This is a genomic window from Cupriavidus plantarum, from assembly GCF_905397285.1.
GTDB classification, from domain to species: domain Bacteria; phylum Pseudomonadota; class Gammaproteobacteria; order Burkholderiales; family Burkholderiaceae; genus Cupriavidus; species Cupriavidus plantarum.
In genome coordinates this window covers 1,071,017-1,097,456 of sequence record NZ_CAJPUX010000001.1, presented here as the reverse complement: position 1 = coordinate 1,097,456, position 26,440 = coordinate 1,071,017, and the positions used below count along the sequence as shown (strand labels likewise).

The following is a 26,440-nucleotide window of genomic DNA, read 5'->3' as shown; positions in this document are numbered from 1 at the left end:
TCAATCTCTCATCGAACTGGAAACCATCATGGAACTCACCAATAACACCATCTTTATCACGGGCGGCACCTCGGGCATCGGCCGCGGACTCGCCGAAGCCTTCCACAAGCGCGGCAACAAGGTCATCATCGCCGGCCGCCGCAAGGCGCTGTTGCAGGCTGTGGCCGAGGCCAACCCCGGCATCGACACCATCGAACTGGACATTACGAGCGCAGACGATATCGCGAGGGTCGCCAGGACGCTGATCGAGACGTATCCGACCCTCAATGTGGTCATCAACAACGCGGGCGTGATGCCATTCGACAATGCCGCGGGCGCGCTCGACGACGAGCAGGCCGTCAATCTGATCGACACGAATCTGCTGGGACCCGTACGCCTGAGCGCGGCCTTCGCCGAGCATCTCAAGCGTCAGCCGCGCGCCTACCTCATCAACAACAGTTCGGTGCTGGCGTACGTACCGCTTGCCGCGACGGCGCTGTACTCGGCGACCAAGGCTGCCATTCACTCCTATACGCTTTCCCAGCGGTTCATGTTCCGCGACACCAGCGTGCGCGTGCTCGAGATTGCGCCGCCCTGGGTCGATACCGACCTGGTCCACAAGAGCGGCGATCCGCGCGCCATGCCGCTCGATGCCTTCATTGCCGAAACGATGGACAAGCTGGCCGACGCGACCGACGAGGTCCTGGTGGATGCGGCACGTCCGTTGCGGGACAACGCCGGCCCGAACGAGCACACGCTCGTGCACCAGTTCAACGTCGCGCTTGCCGAAAACCCGATCCCCGTGTTGTAAGCCCGCACAAGGCGACCTGGAGCCAAAAATGAAAGATGCCATTCCGGCGCAAACCAAGCGGGCGTTGTATGTCCTCAGCGTGGCGTATCTCGTGCAGGCCACGGGAGCGCTTTCGGTCGCGGGCAGCATGGCGCCAATCGCACGCGAGTGGCACCTGAGCAACGCACAGACCGCGTATCTGATCTCGATATTCGGCGTGACGTTCGCCCTCACCGCACCGCTGCTGCAGGTCTACTTCGGCCATCTGCGCCGGCGGCTCCAGGTCCTGCTGGGTCTCGCGGTTTTCAGCAGCGCCGCCTTGCTGTTCGCCGCATCACCGAACTACATCGTATTGCTCGCCTCCCGCATGCTGATGGGCCTAGGCGCCGGATTCATCGGTCCCGTACTGGGCGCGCTTGGTTCGAACCTCGTGAAGCGGGAAGAACAAGGCAGTGCCATCGCCGTGGTGCTGCTCGGCCTGAGCGTCGCCGGCATGGTGGGCATCCCGGTGTCGGCCTGGCTGTCGGATGCCTATGGCGCCCGCACGCTGTTCCTCGTGGTCGGTCTCGCGGGCATCGGCACTGCCGCGCTTGTGCTTGCCCTCGTGCCCGATCAAAGCGCCGGCGAACGCGTGCAACTAGCGACGCTGGTCTCGCTGGTCACGCGCGCAAGATCGCTAAGCGCTTTCCTCGTCGTGTTCTTCGTGGCGGCGGCAGTCTATGCGACTTACACCTTCATTTCCCCCATCGTCCGCGACGTCTATCACGGCGACACGCATAGCGTTTCCGCGTCGCTGACTATCCTCGGCGTCGCCGGCGTCATGGGCAACCTGTTCGTGACCCGCGCCGCGCGGCGATACGGCGCGGTGTCCATGCTGCTGGCCGGCATGGCCATCCTCGCCATCGATATCGTCATTCTCTGGTGGACGCGCCCGCACCTGTACTGGTTCTATGCGGCCCTCGTGGTCTGGGCTTTCGGGACGGACATCCTGTGGCCTTCCCAGCAGCGGCGGATCATCGAACTCGCCCCGGACCTTCGCGGCATTTCCCTCGCCGTGACAGCATCCTTCGTGTTCTGCGGGATCGGATTCGGCTCGGCAGTCGCCGGCTGGGTGTATCCCTCCTATGGATTTGGCGGTGTGCTGGCGAGTTCGTTGCTGCTCATGGTGCTGGCCGGTGCCAGCCTCTGGATATCGAACATCGCGCCCGCGATCGCGGACCGTCGCGTCCCGAGCTGAACCTGGCCGTCAATGCATTCCCCGATCAGGACGTCTCAAAACGACGGATAAATGACCGGCGAAGTCAGGCGGGGCCTTCCAGCATTGTCGGTCCCGCCTAAACCGCTCATCCTCGATGTTTCCGCGCCCTGTCCTCCATCGGTATATTCCCACCGTCTTCAGCCTGTTGTTCCTGTTGTTCCTCCTCCTCGCCGCATCGATGGCGCGCGGGAGCGAAGCGCCGCTCGAACAGAGCGTTGCCTTCTATGCGGGAACAGCGCCTCCCTCGGAACTGAAGGCGTTCGACACGGTGGTCGTGCCTCCGGACACGCCGCTTCCCGCACGCGCCCCTGGCGCGCGGCAACCGCTCTGGGCCGCATGGCTTCGCGACCCCGCCGTCGTGCCCGCCACAGACGATCCCCAGACGGCCACCGCCTACGTCGAGGACATCGTCGCGCCGCTCTGGCAGAAAGGCTTTCGTGGCTTCTATCTCGATCAGCCGGTGACGGAGCAGAAAGCGGGGCCGCCAATGCCCCTGGTTGCGCTCATTCACGCCATTCACCTTCGCTATCCCGAAGCGAAACTCCTTGTCCGCGATGATTCAGGGGTGGTGGAGCAAACCCGGAGCGAGTTGTTCGCCGTGGTGATGTCCCGCTCCCAGGGAACCGAGGCCCGCGCGCGGGCGGCGGAGCTCCGTCGGGATACGTCGCTCATGGTTGTCATGACGGATGCGTGTCCGGCGGCCGCGCGCGGATGCATGCGCGATAGCGCGCTCCGCATGTTGCGAGACGGCGTTGTCCCATATGTAGCGGACCCGGACTTCCTGTCCGTGGGTATCGGCCGCGTGGAGGTCATGCCCAGGCGCATCCTCATCGTGCAGAACCGCGCGTCCAACGTATCCATCGACAGCTCCAAGGGCGTGAGATATCTGTCCATGCCGCTGAATTATCTAGGCTATCGCGTGGAGTTCGCCGAAGCCAGCGGTCCGCTTCCCGATATCGGTGCCGACCGCTACGCAGGGGTCGTACTGTGGTTCGATGGCCCACTCGAGGCAAACGCCCCGAACCTCTACCGCTGGGTGCAACAGAACATCGGCCGAAACATTCCCATCGCGATCTTCAACGATTTCGGCGTGGATATGCGCGGCCAGCCGGGGCGCATACTCGGCCTCCGGAAGGGACGGACGACGTCCAATGACAAGCTCGAGACTGTTTCACAGGATCCCATGATGGGATTCGAAGTCCCGGTCACTCACGACAATCGGATCTTCGATCCAATCCAGGCAGGACCGGGCAGCGAACCGCTGCTTCGCGTGCGCGGCAGCGCGGGCACGTACGATCCCGTCGCGATCACGCCGTGGGGCGGATATGTATTGCGCCCCTACGCGGTGCTCCATGATTTCCGCGAACTCGACAACGACCGCTGGGTGGTCCAGCCCATTGCCTTCCTGCAGCGCGCGCTGAGACTTCCATATATGCCGGTCCCGGATACGACCAGCGAGAATGGGCGGCGCCTGCTGACCGTCCACGTAGATGGCGACGGCTTTGCATCGCGTGCCGAGATGCCCGGCGGCGGTTTCGCCGGCGAGGTCCTGCTACGCGAGATCTTCGACCGGTACCGGCTTCCGGTCACGATGTCGATCATCGAAGGAGAACTGAGCGCCGACGGCATGTATCCGCAGCTCAGCCCGGCCCTGGAACCGATTGCCCGGCAGATCTTTGCCAGACCCTACGTCGAAATCGCGTCGCACACGTACTCCCATCCGTTCTTCTGGCGCCGCACCGTCTCCCCGCCCCGGGCCGGGGAGGACACGACGCCCTATCATCTGCCCATTCCCGGCTACCGCCTCAGTCTGGAGCGCGAGATCAACGGAACCATCGATTACATCAACACGCGCCTGGCGCCCCCGAACAAGAAAGTACGACTGGTCTTATGGCCCGGCGACACGCAGATTCCGGTCGAGGTCCTGCGGATGACGAACCGGGCAAATGTGATGAATCTCAATGGCGGCGACACGATCATCACGCGCAGCAATGACAGCTGGACGGCGATCGGGCCGCTGGGGGTCTGGAAGACGGACGACACGTTCCAGGTGTTCGCGCCGAATCAGAACGAGAATATCTACACGAACCTGTGGAAAGGTCCGTACTACGGCTTTCGCCGCGTCAAAGAGACGTTCGAACTGACCGAGCATCCGCTACGCTTCAAGCCCATCAACATCTACTTCCATAGCTATTCGGGAACGAAAGTCGCTTCGCTGAAAGCGCTGAAGGAAGTTTTCGATTACGCGCTTTCCCAGCCAACGCTTCCCCTGCATTCGACCGACTACATCGCCCGCGTGATGGACGCGCAGGATCTGGTCATCGCTCACACCGTTGCGGATACGGACGGGACCCGGCATTGGATCGTTCGCGGCGGCGGAGCCGTCAGGAACCTCCGCTGGGACGGACCCGGACGCGTCAACCTTGGCGCCGCGCATGGGGCCTATGGCGTCTCCGCGGCGCCGGGAGGCGGCACCTATGTCTTCACGGATGGGCAGGACATCGGATTCTCGACGTCATCCCAACCGGACGGAAGCCTCGTGCCGTATGTCGCCGAAGCCAACGCGGTGGTGGGTAACTGGACGACCGACGGCACCGGCGTCAGCTTCGATTTCGCGGGCTACCGTCGGCCGTGGGTGAAGCTCCGCGGCGCCCGCGGCTGCGCCGTCACGCTGAACCATGTCGCGCAGAAGCGGAGCGCGACGCCCGACGACATGGTGCTGATCTCGGGGGACCCCACCTTCGACCTGCGCTCCGCGCCCCAACACGTCGAGGTGCGCTGCCAGAACCGGTAACCGGCACAGCCGCCGGGGCGACAAGCGCCGGCCTAGCGGCCCATCCTCTCGCTGGCGTGCTGCGCCATGGTGCGCCCGGAGGACAAGCCGTCGAGCCGATAAACGTGAACCGGCCACTGGACGCGCGACGTCCCATGCTGGAACAGGCGGACCCGATCGATTTGCGGGACCGGCAGGTAAAGGCGTCCCTGGCTATCGAAGACGGGAGCGTCGACCCAATGCAAGCGCGCGTCCTCCAGAATCGTTTCCGTACGCAGGTCGGGCGTGATGCGGCGCAGCGCATTGTGCGCCAGATCGGAGTAATAGAGATTCCCCGCCGCATCCATGGCCGTGCCGCCCACGGGGGGCAGGTCCGCCCACGGGGCGGTTTCCGCGGCGATGGTTGCGACGGCCTGCGCGCGCTCCCCGTCGGTAGCCGCGTCGACGGCGGCGTCGAGATACCGGGTCTCGATCCGCCACCATGGGCCGGACAATGCCGCGAAGTACAGCCATCTGCCATCCGGACTGACCTCGAGCGGGTCCGCATGCACGCGCAGCGCTTTCCCGTCCGGACCACGTACCACTTGCCCCTCCACAACGATGTCGCGGTCTTCGGCGGCGCGGGTCGATCGGTGATCCTGCAGGACGCGTACCGCCCGCCCCGAATCGATGTCGAGCACGATCACGGCCGGATCGCCGGCATCGGTAAGGTAGGCGTGGCTGCCGTTGACGCGAATGTCGTCGACGTAGCTATGCGCGCGCGCAACATCGGCGCCCAGTGCATACACGCGTGTCACACGGCCTGTTGCGAGGTCCACGCGAACGAGCTTGGCGGCGCCGGGCACTACCGTGCCACCGAAGCCGCTCACCCCCGTATCGACGATCCACAGGCCGCCATTCGCATCGCGATGCATGGCGTTGACGTTGACGAAACGTTCGCCCAGGGGGACCGTCGCATCCTCGGCATTCCAGCGCGCATCGGGGAAGGCTTCGGCCTTTCCGCGCGCGTCGAGCCGAGCCACCGAGGGACCGTGCGCGCCGGTCCAGCGTGGCGTGGAAACGTAGATCCGGCCGGCGTCATCGACGGCGACGCCATTCCATATCGCTTCGTTCGTGGACGCCACCACATGCAACGCCGTGGACGGCAGTCCCGGCTCGGCAGCGGCCGCTTCGGGCTGCGAAAGAACAGCGGCCAGCACGAATCCCATGGCAATGCCGATATGCCTGAGCATCGAGGCGGCTATGGCGGGGCGCGGGACCGTCTGGCGGGATGGTGACTGCATGGTGGACCTCCACAACTGGAATCGAGGTCCTCATGTTCGTTCCAATGGACGCGGACGACCACCACACGGGACGGCAAACACTTTCCTCGAAACCGGGAAAGTGACCACGATGTCCGTAATCATCGCGAAAACGTCATGCCGTGAGGCGTGTACTTTCTTATCCTTGCCAGCACGTTCATCTCCGCGCGGGCGCATGGCCGCGAGTTCCGACATGCCAGCCTTCAACGCTGCGACCGACCGTTCGGGCTCCCTGACACCGGCCGCCTTCCTTGCGCTCGGCACGTTTGCAATTGGCACGGAAGGTTTCATGATCGCACCGTTGCTATCGACGATGGCGGCGGACTTTGGCATGAGCGTGCCGCACGTCGCACTGCTCGTCGTCGTGTTCACACTGACGATGGCGGTCAGCTCGCCGATTGCCACGACCCTCACCGCCACGTGGAGCCGGCGCGGCACACTGTTATGCGCCATGGCGGTTTTCACCGCCGGCAACCTCCTCGCCGCGTGGTCGCCGAGCTTCGGGATCCTCATGGCGGCACGGGTCCTCATGGCCCTGGCGTCAGGCCTCTATGTACCGAATGCCAACGCGCTAGCCGGCGCAATCGTGAGCCCCGACAAGCGGGGCCGCGCGCTCGCGGTGGTCAGCGGCGGCATGACACTCGCCATCGCCCTGGGATTACCGCTGGGCGGTGTGGTTGGGCATGCGTTCGGATGGCGCGCGACATTCCTCGCCGTCGGCGCCATGAGCATCGTCGCGATCGCCGGGATATCCGCAGGCGTCGCGCGCGATGCCGGCGCCGGCATCCCCGTGGCGACGCTCTCCCAGCGCCTTGCCGTGCTGCGTCAACCCGCGCTCCTGCACTTGCTGTCCGTCAGCCTGTTCTGGTCGATCGGTGCTTACGCCGCCTATCCCTTCATCGCCTCGTATCTGGCGCAGGTGCTCGGCTTTCAGGCTGCCGGCATCAACGCGACGGTGTCGATGTGGGGTCTGTGCGCGGCGCTGGGCGTCACGGCGGGCGGGACGCTGAACGACAGATACGGATCGACGCGGGTCGCCAGGCGTTCGCTCGTCATCCTGGGTCTGGCCTTCTGGACACTCTCGCTCGCGGCCGCATCGCTATCGGCCGGCGCGGCACTGGTGCCCGTGCTCGCCGCCATCGCCGTCTGGGGCTTCACCGTCTGGTCGTTCTTTCCCGCCCAGATGGCCCGGCTGATGGCCGCGGGCAATGCGAGCCAGGCTTCGCTGGCGCTCGCGCTCAACACCTCGACGATGTATCTCGGTTTTTCCATCGGCAGCGCGTTCGGTGCCGCCATTCTCGGTCACGGCGCCATCTGGGGCATCGGACTGCTGGCGGGCGCCTGCCAGTTCATTGCCTTGTTCATCGATCACTACAGAAAGACCTCCCCATGACAACACTGAACATCAACGGCAAGACGGTGGACGTCGATGCCGATCCCTCGACGCCGCTACTGTGGGCCCTGCGAGACTCGCTGGGCATGACGGGCACCAAGTTCGGTTGCGGCATGGCCGCCTGCGGGGCCTGCACGGTGCATATCAACGGTACGGCCACGCGGAGTTGCGTCATGCCGATCTCCGCCGTGGCGGGCGTCAAGGTCGGCACCATCGAAAGCATGGGCGACGACAAGATCGGCCGTGCCGTGCTCGATGCATGGATCCGTCACGACGTGGCGCAGTGCGGCTACTGCCAGAACGGCCAGGTCATGAGCGCGGTGGGGCTGCTGCGTACCAAGCCCCGTCCGACGGATGCGGACATCGATCAAGCCATGGCCGGCAACATCTGCCGATGCGGCACCTATCAACGTATTCGCGCGGCCATCAAGGATGCCGCGCGCAACATCGCCTGAGGAGCGGACAACATGCGTCTACAAGGACTCGAGGCGATGGCCGGCCGTGGTCAACAAGCTCGCATCGACACTGGCAACGCCACACTCTCCCGGCGTAGCTTCCTCAAGATGGCGAGCCTCGCCGGCGGCGGTTTTGCGCTAGGCATCGGCGCGCTGCCCGACATGGCGCAGGCCGAGGGGGGCAAAGCGCCCTCCCCGCCTCAGGCATTCGTCGTCATCTCGCCGGACAATATCGTCACCGTTGCGGTCAATCGGCTCGAGTTCGGCCAGGGCGTGCACACCGCCCTGCCGATGGTGCTGGCCGAAGAACTGGACATTCCGTGGGCCAACGTGCGGTCCACGCTCGCACCGGCCGGCGACGCCTATCGCGACCCGGGTTTCGGCATCCAGATGACGGGCGGTTCTACCGCGCTCAAGAACTCGTTCGGACAGTACCGCGAGCTCGGCGCACGCGCCCGTGCCATGCTGGTGGCTGCCGCGGCAAAGCAATGGGGCGTCGACCCTTCCGCATGCACGGCCGAGCAAGGGGTCGTGACGGCCGGCGCGAAGCGGGCGACGTATGGCGAGCTTGCCAGTGCCGCCATGGCGCTGCCCGTCCCCGCTACGGTGGCACTGAAGGATCCGTCGCAGTTCCGGATCATCGGCAAATCGACGCCGCGCCTCGATGCGGCAGCGAAGCTGCATGGCGACCCCGTGTTCGGCATCGACACCCGCCTCGACAAGATGGTCGTCGCCGTCGTCGCCCATCCCCCGCGCTTCGGCGGCAAGGTCAAGACGTTCAACGCAGACAAGGCGCTGGCCATCAAGGGCGTGCGCGACGTCATGCTGGTCCCGGTCGATCGGGGCGGTACTGGCCTCGCCGTTGTCGCGGATGGTTTCTGGCCCGCAAAGCAAGGCCGCGATGCGCTGCAGATCGAGTGGGAAGACGCGGGCTCCCGAGCGAGCACGAAGGCGTTGTACGAGGAATACGGCAAGCTCGCCGCACAGCCCGGGCTCGTGGCCCTCGCGTCGGAGCATGGCGACATCGGCGCCGCCATCAAGGGCGCAAGCCGGGTCATCGATGCCGAATACCGGCTGCCCTATCTCGCTCATGCTCCGATGGAGCCGCTCAACTGCACCATGCAAGCCGAGATCGCGGGCAGCAAGGCCACGAGCGTAAAGGTCTGGGTCGGCTCCCAGTTCCAGACCGTCGATCAGGCGGCTATCGCGCGAACGCTGGAATTGCCGGTGGAGAAGGTCACGCTCAACACGATGATGGCCGGCGGCGGCTTCGGTCGCCGCGCCGTTCCCACGTCCGATTACCTCGTCGAGTCCGCCGGCGTGCTGCGCGCCTGGATCGCCAAAGGCCGTACCGAGCCGCTGAAGGTAATGTGGAGCCGCGAAGACGACATCAAGGGCGGCTACTACCGGCCCCTCCACGTGCATCACGCGCGCGTAGGCTTCGATGCCAAGGGACAACTGGTCGGCTGGCAGCACACCGTCGTGGGACAGTCCATCGTCGCGGGCACCCCTTTCGAGGCGTTCCTCGTCAAGAACGGTGTGGATTCGACCATGACCGAGGGTATCGTGGAGAACGAGTACGGGCTTCCGATGCAGGTTAGCGCGCATCATCCCAAGACGGATGTGGCGGTCCTGTGGTGGCGCTCGGTCGGCAACACCCATACGGCTTTCGTCAAGGAAACCCTCATCGACGAAATCGCCGCCGCCGCCCGGCAAGACCCCGTGGCATGGCGCATGGCGAGGCTCGATCCCACGCGTCATGCGCGGCATCGCGACGCGCTGAGCCTCGCCGTGGACCGCTCCGGCTATGGCAAGCGCAAGCTGCCGAAGGGACACGCCTGGGGCGTGGCGCTACACGAGTCGTTCGGCACGGTCGTCGCCTATGTGGTGGAGGTCTCCGTGTCGAAAGGCGAAGCGCGCGTGCATCGCGTGACGGCCGGCGTGCACTGCAATCGCGTGGTCAACCCGCTCAGCGCGGAAGCGCAGATCCAGGGGGCCTGCATCTTCGGACTGTCGATGATCCGGCCGGGCTTCGCCATCGAGATCGAGAACGGTGTCGTCAGGAACAGCAATTTCCCGGACTACCCGCCGCCTCGCATGCCGGACGCTCCGCAGATCGACGTGTTCTTCGTGCCCTCCGAGGACGCACCGGCCGGACTCGGCGAGCCAGGCGTGCCGCCGCTGGCCCCCGCGGTAGCCAACGCGGTCTTCCGTCTCACCGGCAAACGGCAGCGACAAACCCCGTTCGTACTCGCCTGACACCTCCCGCGTCGCCCGCTACCCGCGGGTTACATCTCATTAAGTCGCTGTTGGGCCTTCCAGCGCGATGCATCGGACCACGACGTCGTCGTCGGTCCGATGCCATACCGGCGCGGGTCCAGACCGGACAATAACGATCAGTACCCTGGTACGGATCGTCCTCAGCACGGCTTCGACCGCTTTCACTGCGTCATGACGGTCCTCGGCGTCTCTCACGACAACGTCCGCTGTCCGGCTATTGATCTGCGCGGAGGAAATACTGGAATAGTACGGACGAGACGATCCGATTGCCATTCCCAATTCCTCATCCAAAAAATTCTTGTCCGCAACGTGGTCCGTCGACGACAGCGGCAATCTGGCGTCGCCCTCCGATAAATACATCCACAACTCGACGTCCGGATCGAGCCGTGCGAGGACGCCATCGATCAAATGCGAAGACAGGTCGACGAAATCGCCGTCTTTCAGCGCGCTGGCAATGTTCTTCAGCGCGTCGGATTCAGACTCCACGAATTCGATTGGCATTGTGCTTTGGTATATAGCGGGAGATTAAAAAGTATATCCCCGATCTTCACGCTCGTTTGAGACGCGTTTCAGCATCGTCATGGGGATGATCTATACCTGGCACGATCCGGCCATATCTCCGTCACGCATAGACCATTGGCGGACTCGCACACCGATACCCCTCTTTCCATGGATACCGACAATGGAGCATTAGGGTAAATTCTGAGCGGACGTCTGAGCGGACGCTCAATTTGCCCAACTTACTTGCTTCTCGTCATGTTGAAAGACTTTGCTGCCCAGGACGCTTCGCCCATCGTTTACATCATCGACGACGACGTCCTGATCCGCGCGTCACTGGACACACTGCTTCGATCCGTCGGTCTGCGTGTGCGCGCGTTCGAAGGCACCGAAGATTTCAAGACGGCGCTCATCGAGGACGTCCCGTGCTGCCTGTTGCTGGACGTAAGACTGCGCGGGGAAAGCGGGTTGATGTTCCAGCATCGCGAGCACGCGTGCCTGTCGATGCCGATCATCTTCATGAGCGGGCACGCCGATATCCACGCGTGCGTCTCGGCCATGAAGGCCGGCGCGATCGACTTTCTGACCAAGCCCATCGCCGAGCAGCAGGTCATCGATGCGGTGATCGGCGCGCTGAACATGGATGCCCAGCGACGCGAGGGAGTGCGGGCGCGCGCGACGGCGGTCGATACGTTCGAAAGATTGACACCCCGCGAGCGCGAGATTCTTGTGCACGTGGTCGCAGGCGCACCGAACAAGCGCATCGCCGCGAGTCTCGGTATCAGCGAGATCACCGTCAAGGCGCACCGCGCTTCGGTCATGCGCAAGATGAATGCGCGCTCGTTGCCGGACCTCGTCCGCGCTTCGCAGCTTGCCGGCGTGACGCCGGTGTCCTGTTGCTGAATGGAACGATCCGGCGGATGTCCTGAAACGCAGCGTAAATGTCATTCCAGATTGGCGAATCTGCTGCAGTATCCGCCATTTGATGGTGGGACGACCTCGGAGCCCGCGAGCCGATCCCAGACCGACATGGACGCGCAAGTCACCTCGTTACGACAGTGGTCCACCGACGGCGTTCCGGTCAGGTCCAGGGTGGCCTACTGGACAGACGCCATCGCCTACGCGCTCGCCAGAAGCGAGATCGATTTCTCCAGAGCCGAACGCTTCCAGGCGGAATTGTCATCCGGCGATTTCGGCGCGCTGAGCGTCAGCAGGACCCGTGCGACGGCCGGAAGAACGGTCCGACGGACCCCCCGCTGCGTTACCGCGGACACCAAGGACTGCTATCACCTGGTGACCTCTGGCCGACGCCCCTGGTCCGTCGTTGCCCAGGCGGGATCGATCGGCCTGCAGGTCAACGACGCAGTGTTGCTGGATTCCGGCAGGGAATATGAACTCCATGTTCCGGACGACACCGAAATCTTCTCGATCGAACTGCCCCGGCGCTGGATGCAGGGGTGGATTCTCGACGCCGACCGGCACGTGGGCGAGCGGATCGATGCGTCGAGCGGCTGGTCTAGCGTCCTCTGCGCCTTCGTGAAGCAGGTATCCGTCCAATGCGGCCGCGCCATCCCCAACGATGCATCGATGCTCGCCGACGAACTAGGCGCCCTCGCCGCGCGCACGTTTAATCCGCCGGCGGACCTGCTGACGAGCCGGTCGCAGCGCGTCGCCCGGGACGCGCTGCGCTGCGTCCACGACAGGCACCGCGAGGCAGGTATCGGTGCGGCAGACATTGCCTCTGATCTGGGCATGTCGGTCCGAACGCTTCATCGCCACCTGGCAACCGCCGGCACGTCGATGTCGCAGACGCTGGCGGACACGAGGATCGAAGCAGCAAAGCAGATGCTGAAAGCGCCTTCCCCTCGCACCCTGACCGTCGAAGAGATCGGTCATCGCTGCGGCTACCGCGACGTCTCGCACTTCGTCAGGCAGTTCCGCCAGACCACCGCGATGACGCCTGGCCAATTCCGTAGAGCCACGCTCCTCTGAACCATTGCACGCCTCCCACGATGACCGTCTGACTGCGGACCGCCTTGCCCGACAGATCGCGATTCGCATCGCGGACGGTCACCATCTCGGGCGCGTCCACGCCGAGGCGCGGCTGGCCATCGAAGCTTCCCGTCGCGCCAACGACATCGCGACGGAGATGGTGGTCGGCTCGCAGCTTCGGCTAGTGCGTCGGTTGCGCCACGACGCCCCGGCGCGCGAGGCAGGCCCTCCCGTACTTTCGCCGCGCGCGGATTTCGGCTTCGATGCAAGCCTGCGGCCGGCCTTGCAGGAAGCCCTGTTCTTCCAGCATCTGTACGCGGCCCTCAGTGCCTTCTTCGAGGACGAGACATCGCTGGCCCTGGAACAGGTCCGTGCGGCGGAGAACCGCTCGGAAGTCGCCCCGCACCACAGCATGCCGTGCCTGCTGTTCTTGGGCGCCATGACCCGATTGCGCGCGGCGAGGGCCCTCACTGCCTCGGAGGACTTTGGCGAGCGCATGGAAGACGAGATCGAGAAGCGGCGGACGGATCTCGACAGCTGGGCAAAGGCGCATCCACGCGTTGCGTGCAAAGCGTTGCTGGTCTCCGGAGAACTGGCAAGGGTCCGCGGTAACGATGCCCTCGCGAGCGAACTCTATGCACGGTCGGCGTCAGCGGCGCATGCCGGCGGGCAACTCATGGTGCATGCCATGGCCTCGGAGTTTGCCGCGATACATCGGCACTCGCGAGAAGGCACCGAATCCGCCTTGGACCATTTCCGCCAGGCGAGGTATCTCTATGGCGTCTGGGGCGCGCACGCCAAGGCCCGCCGCCTGAATGTCGCCGACCGCCCGCAAGCCGATGCAGGCGAGAATTCGAACCACATGCGGCATTGGGGAAACGGAGTGGAAATGGACCTCCAGACAGGAATGAAGGCCATCCAGGCGATGTCGGGAGAGATCGTGCTGGAGAAGCTCGTCGATATCGTCCTCGAAACCATGATGACCCATGCGTACGCGCAGTATGGGGTGCTGCTCCTGATCAGAGGAGGAAAGCCGATCGTCGAGGCGGTTGGCAGAACCTCGTATGGAAGAGTGCTTGTCGAAGCGGTCGGTATCGCGCCGACCGAAGAGAGACTTCCGCTGGCCGCCCTCAACAGGGCCCTCGTCTGCCGCAGGCTGATGGCCTTCGATGGATCGGACGAAGCATTGTCGAACGGCGGCTCCGCGCTCAACGGCCGCGCCATCCACGCGGCGCTATGCGTCCCGCTGATGCGTCATGGCGCCATGGTAGGGCTGCTCTATCTCGAGGACAGGTGCGGGACGGGGCAACTCTCCAGGGAGAGACTTGCCATTCTAGACATGCTCGGCCAGCACGCCGCGAATTCCATCGTGACGGCGTTGCTCTACCGGGAACTCGTGGACGAGAACGAACGGCGGGCCGAGACCGAGGCGGCCCTCGTCAAGGCCAGGGCGCATCTCGCAAGAACGTCGCATCTCACGGTGATGGGCGGAATGGCCGCATCGATCGCGCACGAAATCAACCAGCCGCTTGCAGCGATCGTCAACTGTGGAGGCGCCGGCCGCCGCTGGCTGGCTCGCGACGTGCCGGATATCGCGGAAGCCATGGCGGCATTCGACCAGATCAGCAGCGCGGCCGTCCGTACGTCGGAAATCATTCACGCACTTCGGGCGCTTGCGAAGCAGGCACCCGCGTCCCTCATGCCCTTGGGCATCGACGGCGTCATCACCAGCGTGCTCGACCTCATGCGCGTCGAAATCGAGGATCGCGGCGTCAGGATGACGCTCTCGCTCGGGACGGCGGGGAAAACGGTCGTCGGCAACCGTGTTCAGTTGCAACAGGTCGTGCTCAACCTGATCACCAACGCGCTGGAGGCGATGGCGGACATCCCACACGACTCGCGCGAACTCGCCATTTCCTCCGGCATGGTCGAAGGCCAGATCACGGTAGCGGTCACGGATCGCGGCAGCGGCATCGACCCCGCGTCGCTGGCGGGTATCTTCGAGCCCTTCGTGACCACGAAGCACACGGGCATGGGAATGGGTCTGGCCATTTGCCATTCCATCCTCGAAGCCCATGGCGGCACGATCCATGCGACCTCCGTGCCCGGCAAAGGAAGCACCTTCTGCTTCCGGATTCCTCGCGCTACCTAGCGTGTCAGTCGGGCAGTGATCGAAGGCCTCAACCCGGACGCCCTGCCGCAATGCTTTCGACAGTAATAGCGTCCAGCGTCGGGCAACCCATCAGCGCCATGGCGGCCTCCAGCTCCGTCTGCAGCAACGTGAGCATGTGCGCGACGCCGGGCAGGCCGCCTACGGCCAATGCGTGGAGAATGGGCTGGCCCACCAGCACGGCGGAAGCGCCGAGGGCGATGGCCTTGACGATGTCGGTCCCGCGACGGACGCCGCCGTCCAGCAGAACCGGCACCCTGCCCGCCACCTGCGCAACGACCGCCGCCAGGCAATCGATGGTCGCGGGCACCGTGTCGAGCGTCCTGCCGCCGTGATTGGAGACGATGATGCCGGAGGCGCCCGCTCGAATCGCTGGCTCGACATCGCAGGGGTTCAGTATCCCCTTGAGAATCACGGGCAGCGCGGTCTGCCTGCAGATGGCCTCGATCTCGGTCCATGTGGGCGCGCCGCGCAGCAGGCCCCGGAAGACGGGGCTCCCGTCATTGGCGACGACAGGTTCGTTCGCCGGAAAACCCGCGAGGTTCACGGCGGACACGTCGTCGGGCAGCCGGAATCCCGCGCGCTGTTCCACATTCCGGATACCGCTCACGACCGCGTCGACGGTCACGACGATCGCCCGATAACCGGCCTGCTCCGCGCGACCGATCAGGCTGAACGTATCCTGCGCACGCGGTTGCACATACAGCTGAAACCACAGCGGCGCCGCGGACGCCACAGACGCCCGCGCGATTTCTTCCAGCGTCACGCTTGCCAGCGTGCTGACGACCATCCACGTGTGCGTGAGCGACGCGGCGCGCGCCACCGCGAGTTCGCCTTCCGGATGAACGAGCTTGTGATACGCCGTTGGCGCGATCAGTATCGGGTGCCGGAGCGTTTCGCCGAAAAGACTGCGGCTCGCGGTGGCCTGCGACAGGTCCGCCAACACGCGCGGCAGCAATCGTATCCGCTCGAAGGCCGCCTGATTCTCGCGCTGCGTGATGCCGTCCGCCGCGGCGCCCGCAATGTAGCCACGGATGCCCGCATCGACCCGCTCGTGAAAACGCCGCTCGTAGTCGCGCAGGGAAACGGTATCCGGCGGTATGTGCATGGGGCTCACGATGTCACAGCTCTGCCCAGCGGCGAAGCAGATTGTGATAGTGGTTGACGAGGCTCAGCACGGCGTCCTGGTCGTCCCCGAGTTGCCGCCGGATGTCGATGATGGCCAGATCCAGCTCGTACAGCATGCCGCGCTGGCCATCATCCTTGACCATGGATTGCGCCCAGAAGAAGGACGCCCATCGCGATCCCCGTGTCACCGGCGTGACCGCGTGCAACGACGATGCCGGGTAGACGACCAGATGCCCCGCGGGCAGCTTTACCGCGTGGGACCCATAGACGTCCTTGAGGACGAGTTCGCCGCCCTCGTACTCGTCGGGATCGCTGAGAAACAGCGTGCTGGACACATCTGCGCGAATGCGCATGCCGCCGGTGCCCGGCACCGTGCGGATGGCATTGTCCACATGGCTGCCGAACGTCATGCCGCCTTCATAGCGGTTGAACATCGGCGGCAACACGCGCAACGGCAGCGCCGCGGAATGGTAGGTCGAATTCCTGCCCAGCGCGTTCAGGATCAGGTCGCCGAGTTCTCTGGCTTCTTCGCTATCGACCGGGATCTGCAGGTTGCGCTTGGATTTGGCCGCAAGATCGCCGGCCGTCACGCGCCCATCGACCCATTGCGACCGCTCCAGACGCTGCCGGCACGTCCGGACTTCATCGGGCGATAACACGTCGGCGATCTGAACAAGCATGGTGGACTGGTGGGTGGGTGATCTGGGCCGGCAACCTGCGGGGATGCGCGTATGGTACCGCGTCAGAACGTCATGCCGACGTTGAGCAGGACCGTCCGCCGTGACGTCGGCACCGCGCGCACCGCGCCGAACGACGACTGATAGTTCAGGTGGTTGGTCAGGTTATATCCGTTCAGCGAGATCCGGTACTTGCCTTGCTTGTACGCGATCATCGCGTCGAGCGAGAAATTGTCCGGCATCTTCGCCGTGTTGGCGGAATCGGCCCAGTATCCCGTCGCGTATTGCAATCCGCCGCCGATCGTCAACTGGCCGGGCACCGGCAGCAGCGTGTGCGGAATGTCGTAGGCGGTCCACAGCGTGACGTTATGACGGGACACCCCTGGCGCGGTATTGCCGACCGTGGACGCCGCGGTCGCCGAGGTCACCTCGCCGTTCAGGTAAGCGTACGCGACGTTTGCCGTCCACCCGCCGACGATCCGGCCGCTCAACCCGAGTTCGAGACCGCGAATGCGACGGCCTTCACCCGAGTCGGAGAAGCCGTTGGTGATATCGCCCGTCGCGGGGTCGATGGTATAGGCGTTGTACTTCTTCGTCTGGAACAGCGCGCCGGTCACGCCCAATCGCTTGTCGAGGAAGTCCAGCTTGGCGCCCACCTCGATCGTGTCCGCGCGTTCGGGTTCGTTGTTGAAACCGTTCTGCGGCACCTCGCTGCCCACGCCGCCCACCGCCACCGCGATGTCCGTGCCCACCGGCCGATAGGTGCGCGAGAACGAGGTGTAGAACATGTAGTCCTTCGTCGGCTCCCAGATGGCGCTGATCGCGGGGCTCAGCTTTTTGGAGTCCGCCGCGCCGCCCAGCGTCGACGCGCTGGTCGCATACTCGCTGCGGAAGTAGTCCCAGCGCAGGCTGCCGAGCAGCGAGAACTGTTCCGTCAGCCATACGCGGTCACTGACGAACGCGCCGACGTCGATGGCGTTGGCATCCCGCGTGCTGTTGTACGACACCGTGGCATTCGGGCTGTTGAAGAAGATCGGGTTGACGACGGTCTGGTTGTTCTGGCGTCCCGTCCAGCTCCCCTGGTCGCGGTGATCCCGCTGGTAGAGGGTGTCCAGCCCCACCATCGCCTTGTGGCGGAACCCGGCGGTCGTGAACTCGCCTTTCGCGCTGAGGACGTTCTGGATGCCCCAGCCTCGCTGCAGATAGGTCGTCCCGCCACCGGCGCCATATGGCAGCGCCACGTTGCGCCCGGCAAGCAGCGACTGCAGATTCGCGTAGGTCAGCGCGGCGGGATTGGTGGACGAGAAATCCCGCTCGTAGAAACTGAAGCGCGTGTCATTGCTGATGGTGATGCCATTGTCGAGCTTCGTCACGAAGTTCGACGACACGATGTGCGCGTCCGTCGTATCGCGGTCGGTGTTGCGGACGTAGGACGTCGACGACTTGATGCCCGGCACGTTATAGGCGGTCAGCGGCCGGAAGATGCCATCCGCACCGGGTGCGACCGGCACGCCGAAATCGGGAGCGCCGCTGCGATGCAGATAGGAATAGTTCAGATGCCATTCCGTACTGGTGCCGAGCCCCGTACCGAAATCGATGGCCACGCCGCGGCGGTCGTCATCGATGTGGTCGCGATCGGCGACGCGGCCGTTCTGGAACATGCCATTGATGCGCAGCGCGGACGTGTCGCCGAGCTTGACGTTGCTATCCAGCGTCGTGCGGTACGTGGCATCGGACGCAAAACCCTGATCGATGCTGGTGCTCGTGTTCAGGTTCGCTTTTTTCGTGGTCTGGTTGATCAGGCCACCGACGTTGCCGACACCGAAGGACTCGCCGGACGGCCCCTTGATGACTTCCACGCTTTCCGTATTGAACGCATCACGCTTGTAGGCGCCGAAGTCGCGCAGGCCATCCACGTAGATGTCGCCCTTTGCGGAAAGGCCGCGGATGCGGAACTGGTCGCCGCTCTGGCCGCCATTCCCTTCCCCGGTCGAAATGGTGATGCCTGGCACGTTCTTGAGAATCTGCTCCAGCGACGTGGCGTGCTGCTGCTCGATGACTTCCTGCGGAACGATGTTGATCGTCTTCGGGGTTTCCTTGGCGGTTTCCGGCAAGCGCGAAATGCCGAGGGGCGCATCGTTGGTGTTCACGCTCTGTCCCACCACGGTCACCTGCGGCAAAACGTTAGGCTGTACGCTGGCGCGGCCCCGGCTGCTGTCCGGCGCCACCTCCGCCGCGTTGCCTGCCGCGGTGGCCGCCATTGGGACCACCGGCTGGGCCGCCGTCTGGGCCGCCGCGACCAGCGGGAAGGCCGTCACAGTGAGGGCGAGGCCCGCGGAGGTACCCGAGACCAGCAGGCGAATCGTGTTGGAGATTTTTGTGCGTCGCATTTCGTCTTGAACAGCCGTCAAAATGCGAATGATTGCTATTTATTGTTGCCCCGGTTTGCTGGTTTGTGGCGAATTGTGGCAAGGCGCTCACGGACGGTCAAAATGGGTGGGCAGCCGTCCTGGGGACCACAGTCAGGCGATTCACTCAGTTCGGCAATTCGATCACGGCGAGCAGCCCCCCGCCCTGGCGATTCTCGAGCCTCAGCTCGCCGCCATGCGCGCGCACGCAGTTGCGCGCGATCGCGAGGCCGAGGCCGAGGCCGAGGCCGAGCCCACCGGTGTCCTTGCCGCGGGACGCATCGATGCGGATGAACGGTTCGAAGACGCGCTCCATCTGGTCAGGGTCGATACCCGGCCCCCGGTCCGAAACCTCTATCCGCAGCATGCGATGGACCGCGTCCGAGATCAGCAGGACACCCACGTCGCCGTAGCGCGCGGCATTGTCGATGAGGTTGCTGAGCGCGCGTTTCAGATGAACCGGCCGGCAGCGATAGGAAATGGCCGCGTGTTGCCCGGCGGCCCATGACACGCTTCGGCCCTGGATGACGTGCGCGTCGACGACATCTCTCACCAGTTCGCCGATCTGGACGTCCTCTGTCGGCGCCTTGGTGGCATCGTCGCGCGCGAAGCTCAGGGTTTCCGCGACCATCAGCGTCATTTCATCGACGGTCTGCACGATCGCCGCGCGCAGTTCGTCATCGTCGACGAGCTCCGCGCGGATGCGCAACGACGTCAGCGGCGTCCGCAAATCGTGACCGATCGCGGCAAGCATCTGTGTTCGCCCCCCGACAAAGCGCAGGAGGCTCTCCTGCATATCGTTGAAAGCCTTCGTGATTTCGCGGAGGCCGCTCATCCGGTCCGCGGGCGGCAAGGCCACATGCTCGCCCCGGCTGACGCGCCGGGAGGCCTCCGTCAGGGCGTTCAACGGCACCATGATCCGCCTGCCGAAAACGAGCGCGATGAGCGCGGTGGGAAGCACGCCCACGAACAGCGAGAAAGTCAGCACGCGCGACCAGTGGGCCGGCAGCATGGTCGGCAAATGCCGGCTCTGGAGCCAGCGTCCATCCGGCAGCCGCAGATCGATCTCGAGCGCCGTGGCATAGGTGCCGCTGATCGCGCGCTCGAGCCAGTTCTGGTGGCTTCGCGCGCCCTGATCGGGATCGAGCCGTAACAGGCGGACTTGCACCGCGTCTTGCGTAGCGTGGAGCGCGCGGGAAAGGCGATCCGCAATCGCCGTCTCCTGATCGCCGATCGCCACATGGGTCGCCCCATCTTGCGTCGCCCCATCTCGCATCGCCACATTTGGGGCAATGCGGAACGTCGACTCCGGACAGCTCAGGTCCTCGAGAAGCGTCGCCGGATCAGCGGATCGCCCCGCTGCCCGATACGTAGCAAGCATCGTTTTTTCGATAGCGCGCATCGAAAGCGGATGAATGGCGGCATTGTCGGCACGCCACCACGACAGCGCCAGGACCGCGATGACATGGGCCGCCAGCAATCCGACCACCCAGTACACCACGAGCTGGCCGCTGATGCCGCGCGGCAGCCACCTCATCGCTCGAGCGCGACCTTGGTCGCCAGCATGTAGCCGTCCCCACGCACCGTCTTCAAGAGCCTTGGCCGGCGCGGGTCCGCCTCCAGCTTCTTGCGCAGGCGGCTGATCTGGCTATCGATGCTTCGGTCGTACGCCACGATCTCCGAGCGCTGCGTGAGGTCGAGCAGCTGGGTGCGCGTCAGCACGCGGTTCGGATGCTCGACCAGCGCGGAGAGCAGATGATATTCGGCCGTGCTCAGCGGCACGTCCTCGTCCTCCGGGCTTCTCAACTCTCTCGTCGGGATATCGAGCGTCCAGCCGCTGAAGACATAACGCACGCCGTCGCTGGGGGCGGGGGGTTTCGGCTGGCGGGGCGGGTGCTGCCGATGGCGGCGCAGGACACTCCGCACGCGCGCGACGAGCTCTCTGGGATCGAACGGCTTGACCACATAGTCGTCGGCGCCGGTCTCCAGCCCCGCGATCCGGTCCGCCTGATCCGTGATCGCCGTGAGCAGGATTACGGGCGTCCCGATGTGCTCCGACACATAGCGACACAGCGACAGGCCATCCTCGCCGGGCAACATGACATCGAGAATGATGAGACTGAACTCGCGCTCCTCCAGAAGCCGCCGCATCGCCCTGCCGTCCGCCACCGCCTCCACCTCGAAGTCAAACCGTCGCATGAAAGTAGCGAGGGGATCACGTATGCTCGCATGATCATCGACGACTAAGATGCTGGGACGCGCGTCCATTGCCTTGACAGCCCACAAATAAGAATCATTACAGTTTACCTGAAACCGTAGGCTCCGCCCTCGACGCCTCCCATGCCGAGAGCAACTGCGTGATGGCCGCGTCGATGATCGCGTGCCGTACGCCGTCGCGGGCCAGCGTGGAGACGCCAAGCAGGAATCCATCGAACACCGTCGCCAGCGCCCGCGCATCGGTGTCCCGCCGCAGTTCGCCACTGTCGATGCCGCGCTGGACGCAAGCCGTGAAGCCGGCGCGCGTTCGCGCGCGCGAGCGCGTCAGCGGCCCAACCAAATCCACGTTCTCTTCCGACGGCGCGCTCATGGTGCCGAGCGCGACCATGCAACCTTTCGGATGCCCGCGTTCGCATTGCATCCGTGCCGACTGACGCAGCGCCGTCTCGATGGCGTCACGGGGCGCCAGCGCCGCGTCCCATAGACACTCGGTCACCTGCGCATAGGTGGACAGATACCGCTGCATGCATTCCTGGAACAGCGCTTCCTTGGAGCCGAACGCGGCATAGAAACTCGGCGCCGAAATGCCATCGCCGATACCCGCTTTCAGCTGGCTCAGCGATGTCGATTCATAACCGTTCTTCCAGAACATATACATCGCGTCTTCCACCGCCTTGTCGCGGTCGAAGGTTCGGGGGCGTCCCATGACGGCCATGACGATCTCCTGCCGATTGCGAAATTAATATACTAAACGATACATAAGTCGTTGACCATCCCGCATCGCGCGAGTAATGTACCGATCATTACATATATCGGACAACGACAGTGACGACCTTGACTTCCACCGGGCACGCGACCCACACCGACCGCCTGCCGCTGGGGGCGCTGCTCGCCCTCGCCATGACGGGCTTCCTGTGCATCATTACCGAGACCCTCCCCGCCGGGCTCCTGCCTCAGATGGCGACGGGGCTCGGCATCTCGCCTTCGCTGGCGGGCCAGACGGTCACGGCCTACGCGCTGGGCTCGCTGCTGGCCGCCATTCCGCTGACCATCGCCACCAGCGGCTGGCGGCGCCGTAACGTGCTGCTGCTGACCGTCGGCGGCTTCCTCGTCTTCAATACGATCACCGCCATGTCGTCGGACTACTGGCTGACCCTCGCCGCGCGGTTCGTCGCCGGCATGTCGGCGGGCCTCGCGTGGAGCCTTCTGGCTGGCTATGCGCGCCGGATGGTGCCGGTGCATCGGCAAGGCAAGGCCCTCGCCGTGGCCATGGTCGGCACGCCCATCGCGCTGTCGCTGGGGGTGCCCCTCGGAACATGGCTCGGTACCGTCTTCAACTGGCGCAGCGCATTCGCCCTGATATCGGCCCTCACGCTGTTGCTGATCGTGTGGATACTGGCAAAGGTGCCCGACTATCCAGGCCAGGCCGGTCACGAACGCCTGCCCTTGCGACGGGTGTTCACCACGCCCGGTGTCCGGCCCGTGCTCGCCGTGGTCGTCGCCTGGATGCTGGCTCACAACATGCTCTACACCTATGTGGCGCCATTCGTCGCGCAGGCAGGACTCGCGGGGCACGTCGACGTCGTTCTCCTGATCTTCGGCGTGGCCGCGCTCGCCGCCATCGGCGTCGCCGGCCGTCTGGTCGATCGCCACCTGCGCGCCGCGGTGCTGGTCAGTCTGTTCACCTTTGCCCTCGTCTCGCTGCTGTTCATCTGGCTCGCGCGCATGCCCGCGGCGGTGTATGTGGGCACCGCCATCTGGGGCCTGACGTTCGGCGGCGCGGCAACGCTGTTGCAGACGGCGCTGGCCGATACCGCGGGAGACGGCGCCGACGTCGCGCTCTCGATGAATGTCGTGGCGTGGAACAGCGCCATCGCGGGCGGCGGGCTCGCGGGAGGCATGCTGCTGGACACATGGGGCGTATCGTCGTTTCCGCCCGTGCTCGTCCTGCTGCTGGCCATCGGATGGGCCATTGCATGGGGGGCGCGCGCGCATGGATTCAAGCCCGGACCGCGCCATGGCGCACCGGTCAATTTACATTGACTGATCGAACAGTCAGGATCTAGACTTAAGTACCTTCCAACGTAAAGAGACAACGGGAACCGCAAATGGAGACTCAAACACCGAGGCGCGCACAGGATCCGGTCATTCGCCGTATCGTCACCGGCCATGACGCCAATGGCCGGGCAATCGTTCTAGAAGACCGTGCCGCGCCGTCGATCCGGCACAACCCCGCCCATCACGGCCATGTGTCGGTGGAAATGTGGAAAACCGAAGGCGCGCCGGTGGCGGTGACGGCCGAGGAAGCGGATCCGACCACCGGACCCAAGCAGATCCACCCGCCGGCAAACGGCACGGTGTTTCGCATTTCCGAGATTCCTCCCGAAACGGAGGAGATGCGCAACATGGGGCCAGACCAGGTGGCCGAAGTCTTCAAGGCATTCGGCAACGACAGCATCTCCACCTTCGGCAAGGCGCAGCGCCATCCGTTCATGCATCGCACCGAGTCCGTCGACTACGCGGTGGTGCTGGAGGGAGAGGTCTACCTGGTGCTCGACGATAGCGAAGTGCTCGTCTCCGCCGGCGACGTCGTCATCCAGCGCGGCACCAATCATGCGTGGAGCAATCGTTCAGGGAAGCCTGCGCGCATGCTCTACGTCCTGATCGACGGCAAGTTCGACGAATCGCTGAAGCAGAAATTCTGAGCGTTGTACCGAAATGCGAAAGCGGCCGCGCAGTTCTTGCTTGAGAACTGCGCGGCCTCGTTACGTATGGGTTCCAGTATGGGCCGCAAATAGCGCCTTCGAACCCTCAGACGGTCGCGGGCCGGAGGAGCCGGACGCTTAGCAGCGCCGCCGACCCGAGACTGACCCCGATACACAGCATGGCCACGACGAACCCGTGCACCACCGCGGCCCCGTCCCGTTGCGCTCCCACCGTGGCAAAGAAGATGCCGCCGATGATGGCCATGCTCAACGCCCCGCTGATTTGCAACGTGGAGTTGATGAGTCCCGCCGTCGTTCCGGCATAGGCCGGCGACACGCGCTGCGTGATCGATCTGACCAGCGTCGGCAGCGCGAGGCCCTGCCCGAAGCCGATGGCAAATAGCGCAGCGGCGACGGCCAGCGGCGCCGGATGCCCCGCTGCGCTGCCGACGATGATGGCGAGCGCGACGAAGCCGACCGCTTCCATGGCCATGCCGATGGACATGAGATATCGGAACGACCGGGACAGGCGCGGCGTCGTCAGCGGGCCCAGCAGGAACCCAAGCCCGAACGGAAGGAACGTCAAGCCGGCCGCCAGCGGCGTCTCATGCAGTCCTTCCTGCAGATAGATCGAAAGCACAAGGAAAAACGGTGTGATCGCATAGAACAGCAGCGTGACCAGCAGGCCGCGGCGCATGCCGGGCGTGCGCACGATCGCGGGATCGAGCAGCGGATCGCCACCCGACGCCGCCAGCCGCGACTCATAGCGCCAGAACGTCATCGCGGAAACGATCGCCCCGGCGAGCAGTACCCACGACCAGACGGGCCAGCCAGCCTCGCGCCCCTCGATGAGCGGCACGATCAGGCATGCGAGCGTCAGGATCGACAGGCCGACACCGATGACGTCCGGACGACGGACGCGCTCGGCGCGCGTCTCCCGCAACAGCGGCAGTCCGAACACGGTCACCAGCGCGATGATCGGCAGATTGACGAAGAAGATCATGCGCCAGCCCAGACCGAACAGATCGAGCGCGATGAGCGTCCCACCGAGCGCCTGACCGAACACCGCGGCGAGTCCGAAGACCGCGCCGTAGATGCCCAGCGCTCGGGGTTTCTCAGCCTCCGGGAACACGACCTGAATGGAGGCCAGCGCCTGCGGCGCCATGATGGCCGCCGTCAGCCCCTGGAGCGCGCGGCCGGCGATGAGCACCCACGGCGACCAGGCGAGACCGCACAGCGCCGACGCGATGGCAAAGCCCACGATGCCGCCGAAGAACATGCGGCTGCGTCCATAGATGTCCCCAAGCCGCCCGCCCGTGATCAGCATGATCCCGTACAACGACGCATATGAGGAGATCACCAGCTGCTGTGCCGCCGATGACGCGTGCAGTTCGCTGCCGATATCGGGCAGCGCGACGTTGACGATGAAGAAGTCCAGGGGCGGAAGAAATGCACCGACGAGGATGACGAAGAACATGGCCCAGCGGCGCGGGTCCGCGCCGTCGTTCACGTGGGGCGTTGCAGCGAGCATTGGCTTCTCGAGCATGTCACCTCCCATTCAAAGCAGAGTGGCGCGTACGCGCACGGGCTGCAGATGCGTGAACCGGACGAGGTCAGCCATGACCTCGGTCAGTTCCGCCGAGGCAAATGCCGCGTCCACGGCGTCGTCGTCGCGGAAGACGCACTCGCATATCGCCACCGTACCGGCGCGGTGTTCGGCAGGAAAGAACGCCGAGGCGCTGAGCAGTCCATACTGCTTCCACGCCTTCATGACGAGCGGCAAATGCCCGGCAACGTAGTACTCGCGATCGAACCATGCGTCCGCATCGCCCTGATAGGTGACATACACCACTGTAGGGATTTCTTGTATTGCCATGTGTTTAGCCTTCTGCAATGGAGAGTGAAGCGTGTAGGTATTTTTATGGGTGGAAGCACAGACAGCTATCGTCTGTCTGACCGAGCATCGTCGATGCGCGCGGCACTATGTATCGCTTCGACGATGGGCTCGTACGCCGTGCAGCGGCAGAGATTGCCGCTGATCGCATGGCGAATCTGGTCTCGCGTAGGAGATGGGTTCCTCTTCAGCAAATCCGCGGCGACGACGAGCATGCCGCTCGTGCAGAAGCCGCACTGGAACGCGTTGTGAGACACGAAAGCCTGCTGCAGCGCCTCGATGGCATCGAGGCCTTCGATCGTGCGCACGTCATTGCCATCGATCGACGCCGCCAGCACGAGGCACGCCTTCCTCACTTCGCCGTCCAGCAACACCGTGCAGGCGCCGCAGTCGCCGGTCAGGCAACCGACGCGGGCGCCCTTCGTGTCCAGCTCGTCGCGAATCACTTCGATGAGCAGCCGCCGCGCATCCGCCTGCACCGATCGCGGGGTGCCGTTCAGCACAAGGTTGATGGTCTTCATC

At 64.7% G+C, this 26,440-nt stretch carries 22 protein-coding genes; 11 read left to right on the top strand and 11 right to left on the bottom strand.

The window, feature by feature from the left end:
* Positions 1–28 precede the first annotated feature (28 nt).
* From KHP16_RS05060 to KHP16_RS05050, 3 genes are all read left to right on the top strand, one after another.
* The gene (locus tag KHP16_RS05060; RefSeq protein ID WP_211959681.1) at positions 29–790 is read left to right on the top strand and encodes an SDR family oxidoreductase; all 762 of its coding nucleotides are present in this window, start codon (positions 29–31) and stop codon (positions 788–790) included.
* A gap of 28 nt (positions 791–818) precedes the next feature.
* Complete coding sequence (locus KHP16_RS05055; RefSeq protein ID WP_109581506.1) at positions 819–2,006, top strand: MFS transporter; 1,188 nt, start codon at positions 819–821, stop codon at positions 2,004–2,006.
* A 115-nt stretch (positions 2,007–2,121) separates the two neighbouring features.
* Complete coding sequence (locus tag KHP16_RS05050) at positions 2,122–4,821, top strand: hypothetical protein (protein WP_211959680.1); 2,700 nt, start codon at positions 2,122–2,124, stop codon at positions 4,819–4,821.
* A gap of 32 nt (positions 4,822–4,853) precedes the next feature.
* Here the strand turns inward: KHP16_RS05050 and KHP16_RS05045 are convergent, their stop codons facing one another.
* Positions 4,854–6,083, bottom strand: coding sequence for an L-dopachrome tautomerase-related protein (locus KHP16_RS05045; RefSeq protein ID WP_211959679.1), 1,230 nt, complete (start codon positions 6,081–6,083; stop codon positions 4,854–4,856).
* Positions 6,084–6,294: 211 nt separating this feature from the next.
* Between KHP16_RS05045 and KHP16_RS05040 the strand changes: the two genes are divergently transcribed.
* The 3 genes from KHP16_RS05040 to KHP16_RS05030 are packed head-to-tail and all read left to right on the top strand — an operon-like array spanning position 6,295 to position 10,208.
* Positions 6,295–7,494 carry an MFS transporter gene (locus KHP16_RS05040; RefSeq protein WP_244835641.1) on the top strand — a complete coding sequence of 400 codons (1,200 nt, stop codon included), beginning with the start codon at positions 6,295–6,297 and terminating at the stop codon, positions 7,492–7,494.
* A complete protein-coding gene (locus KHP16_RS05035) occupies positions 7,491–7,949 on the top strand; it encodes a (2Fe-2S)-binding protein (RefSeq protein WP_109581510.1) in 459 nt (152 codons plus the stop codon). The genes KHP16_RS05040 and KHP16_RS05035 overlap by 4 nt, the downstream gene beginning before the upstream one ends.
* A gap of 12 nt (positions 7,950–7,961) precedes the next feature.
* Positions 7,962–10,208, top strand: a complete 2,247-nt coding sequence (locus KHP16_RS05030) for a xanthine dehydrogenase family protein molybdopterin-binding subunit (RefSeq protein WP_211959677.1) — start codon at positions 7,962–7,964, stop codon at positions 10,206–10,208.
* A 39-nt stretch (positions 10,209–10,247) separates the two neighbouring features.
* Here KHP16_RS05030 and KHP16_RS05025 read toward each other — a convergent pair whose 3' ends face one another.
* Positions 10,248–10,730 (bottom strand): hypothetical protein, encoded by a 483-nt coding sequence (locus tag KHP16_RS05025; RefSeq protein ID WP_211959676.1) that lies wholly within the window; start codon positions 10,728–10,730, stop codon positions 10,248–10,250.
* Positions 10,731–10,985: 255 nt separating this feature from the next.
* On the opposite strand from KHP16_RS05025, the gene KHP16_RS05020 reads away from it, so the two are divergent.
* The 3 genes from KHP16_RS05020 (at position 10,986) to KHP16_RS05010 (ending at position 14,871) form a co-directional block, all read left to right on the top strand.
* The gene (locus tag KHP16_RS05020) at positions 10,986–11,630 is read left to right on the top strand and encodes a response regulator transcription factor (protein WP_181366097.1); all 645 of its coding nucleotides are present in this window, start codon (positions 10,986–10,988) and stop codon (positions 11,628–11,630) included.
* Between the two features lie 126 nt (positions 11,631–11,756).
* A complete protein-coding gene (locus KHP16_RS05015) occupies positions 11,757–12,719 on the top strand; it encodes a helix-turn-helix domain-containing protein (protein WP_211959675.1) in 963 nt (320 codons plus the stop codon).
* Positions 12,720–12,723: 4 nt separating this feature from the next.
* Positions 12,724–14,871 (top strand): sensor histidine kinase, encoded by a 2,148-nt coding sequence (locus KHP16_RS05010; protein ID WP_211959674.1) that lies wholly within the window; start codon positions 12,724–12,726, stop codon positions 14,869–14,871.
* A 28-nt stretch (positions 14,872–14,899) separates the two neighbouring features.
* Here the strand turns inward: KHP16_RS05010 and KHP16_RS05005 are convergent, their stop codons facing one another.
* The 6 genes from KHP16_RS05005 to KHP16_RS04980 all read right to left on the bottom strand — a co-directional run bounded on the left by KHP16_RS05005 (position 14,900) and on the right by KHP16_RS04980 (position 22,025).
* Positions 14,900–15,997 (bottom strand): alpha-hydroxy acid oxidase, encoded by a 1,098-nt coding sequence (locus tag KHP16_RS05005; protein WP_211959673.1) that lies wholly within the window; start codon positions 15,995–15,997, stop codon positions 14,900–14,902.
* 13 nt (positions 15,998–16,010) lie between these two features.
* Positions 16,011–16,697 carry a Fe2+-dependent dioxygenase gene (locus KHP16_RS05000; RefSeq protein WP_121491094.1) on the bottom strand — a complete coding sequence of 229 codons (687 nt, stop codon included), beginning with the start codon at positions 16,695–16,697 and terminating at the stop codon, positions 16,011–16,013.
* A gap of 62 nt (positions 16,698–16,759) precedes the next feature.
* Positions 16,760–19,084 carry a TonB-dependent receptor gene (locus KHP16_RS04995; RefSeq protein WP_211959672.1) on the bottom strand — a complete coding sequence of 775 codons (2,325 nt, stop codon included), beginning with the start codon at positions 19,082–19,084 and terminating at the stop codon, positions 16,760–16,762.
* Between the two features lie 145 nt (positions 19,085–19,229).
* On the bottom strand, positions 19,230–20,639 hold the full coding sequence (locus KHP16_RS04990; RefSeq protein WP_211959671.1) for an ATP-binding protein: 1,410 nt from the start codon (positions 20,637–20,639) through the stop codon (positions 19,230–19,232).
* Positions 20,636–21,370: a response regulator gene (locus KHP16_RS04985; protein WP_121491337.1), complete on the bottom strand. Its 735-nt coding sequence runs from the start codon at positions 21,368–21,370 to the stop codon at positions 20,636–20,638. Before KHP16_RS04985 ends, KHP16_RS04990 begins: the two co-directional genes overlap by 4 nt.
* Positions 21,371–21,398: 28 nt before the next feature.
* Positions 21,399–22,025 (bottom strand): TetR/AcrR family transcriptional regulator, encoded by a 627-nt coding sequence (locus KHP16_RS04980; RefSeq protein ID WP_309136548.1) that lies wholly within the window; start codon positions 22,023–22,025, stop codon positions 21,399–21,401.
* A gap of 194 nt (positions 22,026–22,219) precedes the next feature.
* On the opposite strand from KHP16_RS04980, the gene KHP16_RS04975 reads away from it, so the two are divergent.
* Together KHP16_RS04975 and KHP16_RS04970 are read left to right on the top strand one after the other, a co-directional pair.
* Entirely contained in the window at positions 22,220–23,362 is a 1,143-nt protein-coding gene (locus KHP16_RS04975) for an MFS transporter (RefSeq protein ID WP_115952840.1), read from the top strand.
* 65 nt (positions 23,363–23,427) lie between these two features.
* Entirely contained in the window at positions 23,428–24,024 is a 597-nt protein-coding gene (locus KHP16_RS04970; protein WP_179592929.1) for a cupin domain-containing protein, read from the top strand.
* 106 nt (positions 24,025–24,130) lie between these two features.
* Here KHP16_RS04970 and KHP16_RS04965 read toward each other — a convergent pair whose 3' ends face one another.
* From KHP16_RS04965 to KHP16_RS04955, 3 genes are all read right to left on the bottom strand, one after another.
* Entirely contained in the window at positions 24,131–25,570 is a 1,440-nt protein-coding gene (locus KHP16_RS04965) for an MFS transporter (RefSeq protein WP_244835640.1), read from the bottom strand.
* A gap of 12 nt (positions 25,571–25,582) precedes the next feature.
* Positions 25,583–25,900, bottom strand: a complete 318-nt coding sequence (locus tag KHP16_RS04960; protein WP_109581521.1) for an EthD family reductase — start codon at positions 25,898–25,900, stop codon at positions 25,583–25,585.
* Positions 25,901–25,965: 65 nt separating this feature from the next.
* Positions 25,966–26,439 carry a (2Fe-2S)-binding protein gene (locus KHP16_RS04955; RefSeq protein WP_211959670.1) on the bottom strand — a complete coding sequence of 158 codons (474 nt, stop codon included), beginning with the start codon at positions 26,437–26,439 and terminating at the stop codon, positions 25,966–25,968.
* Between the last annotated feature and the right edge of the window lies 1 nt (position 26,440).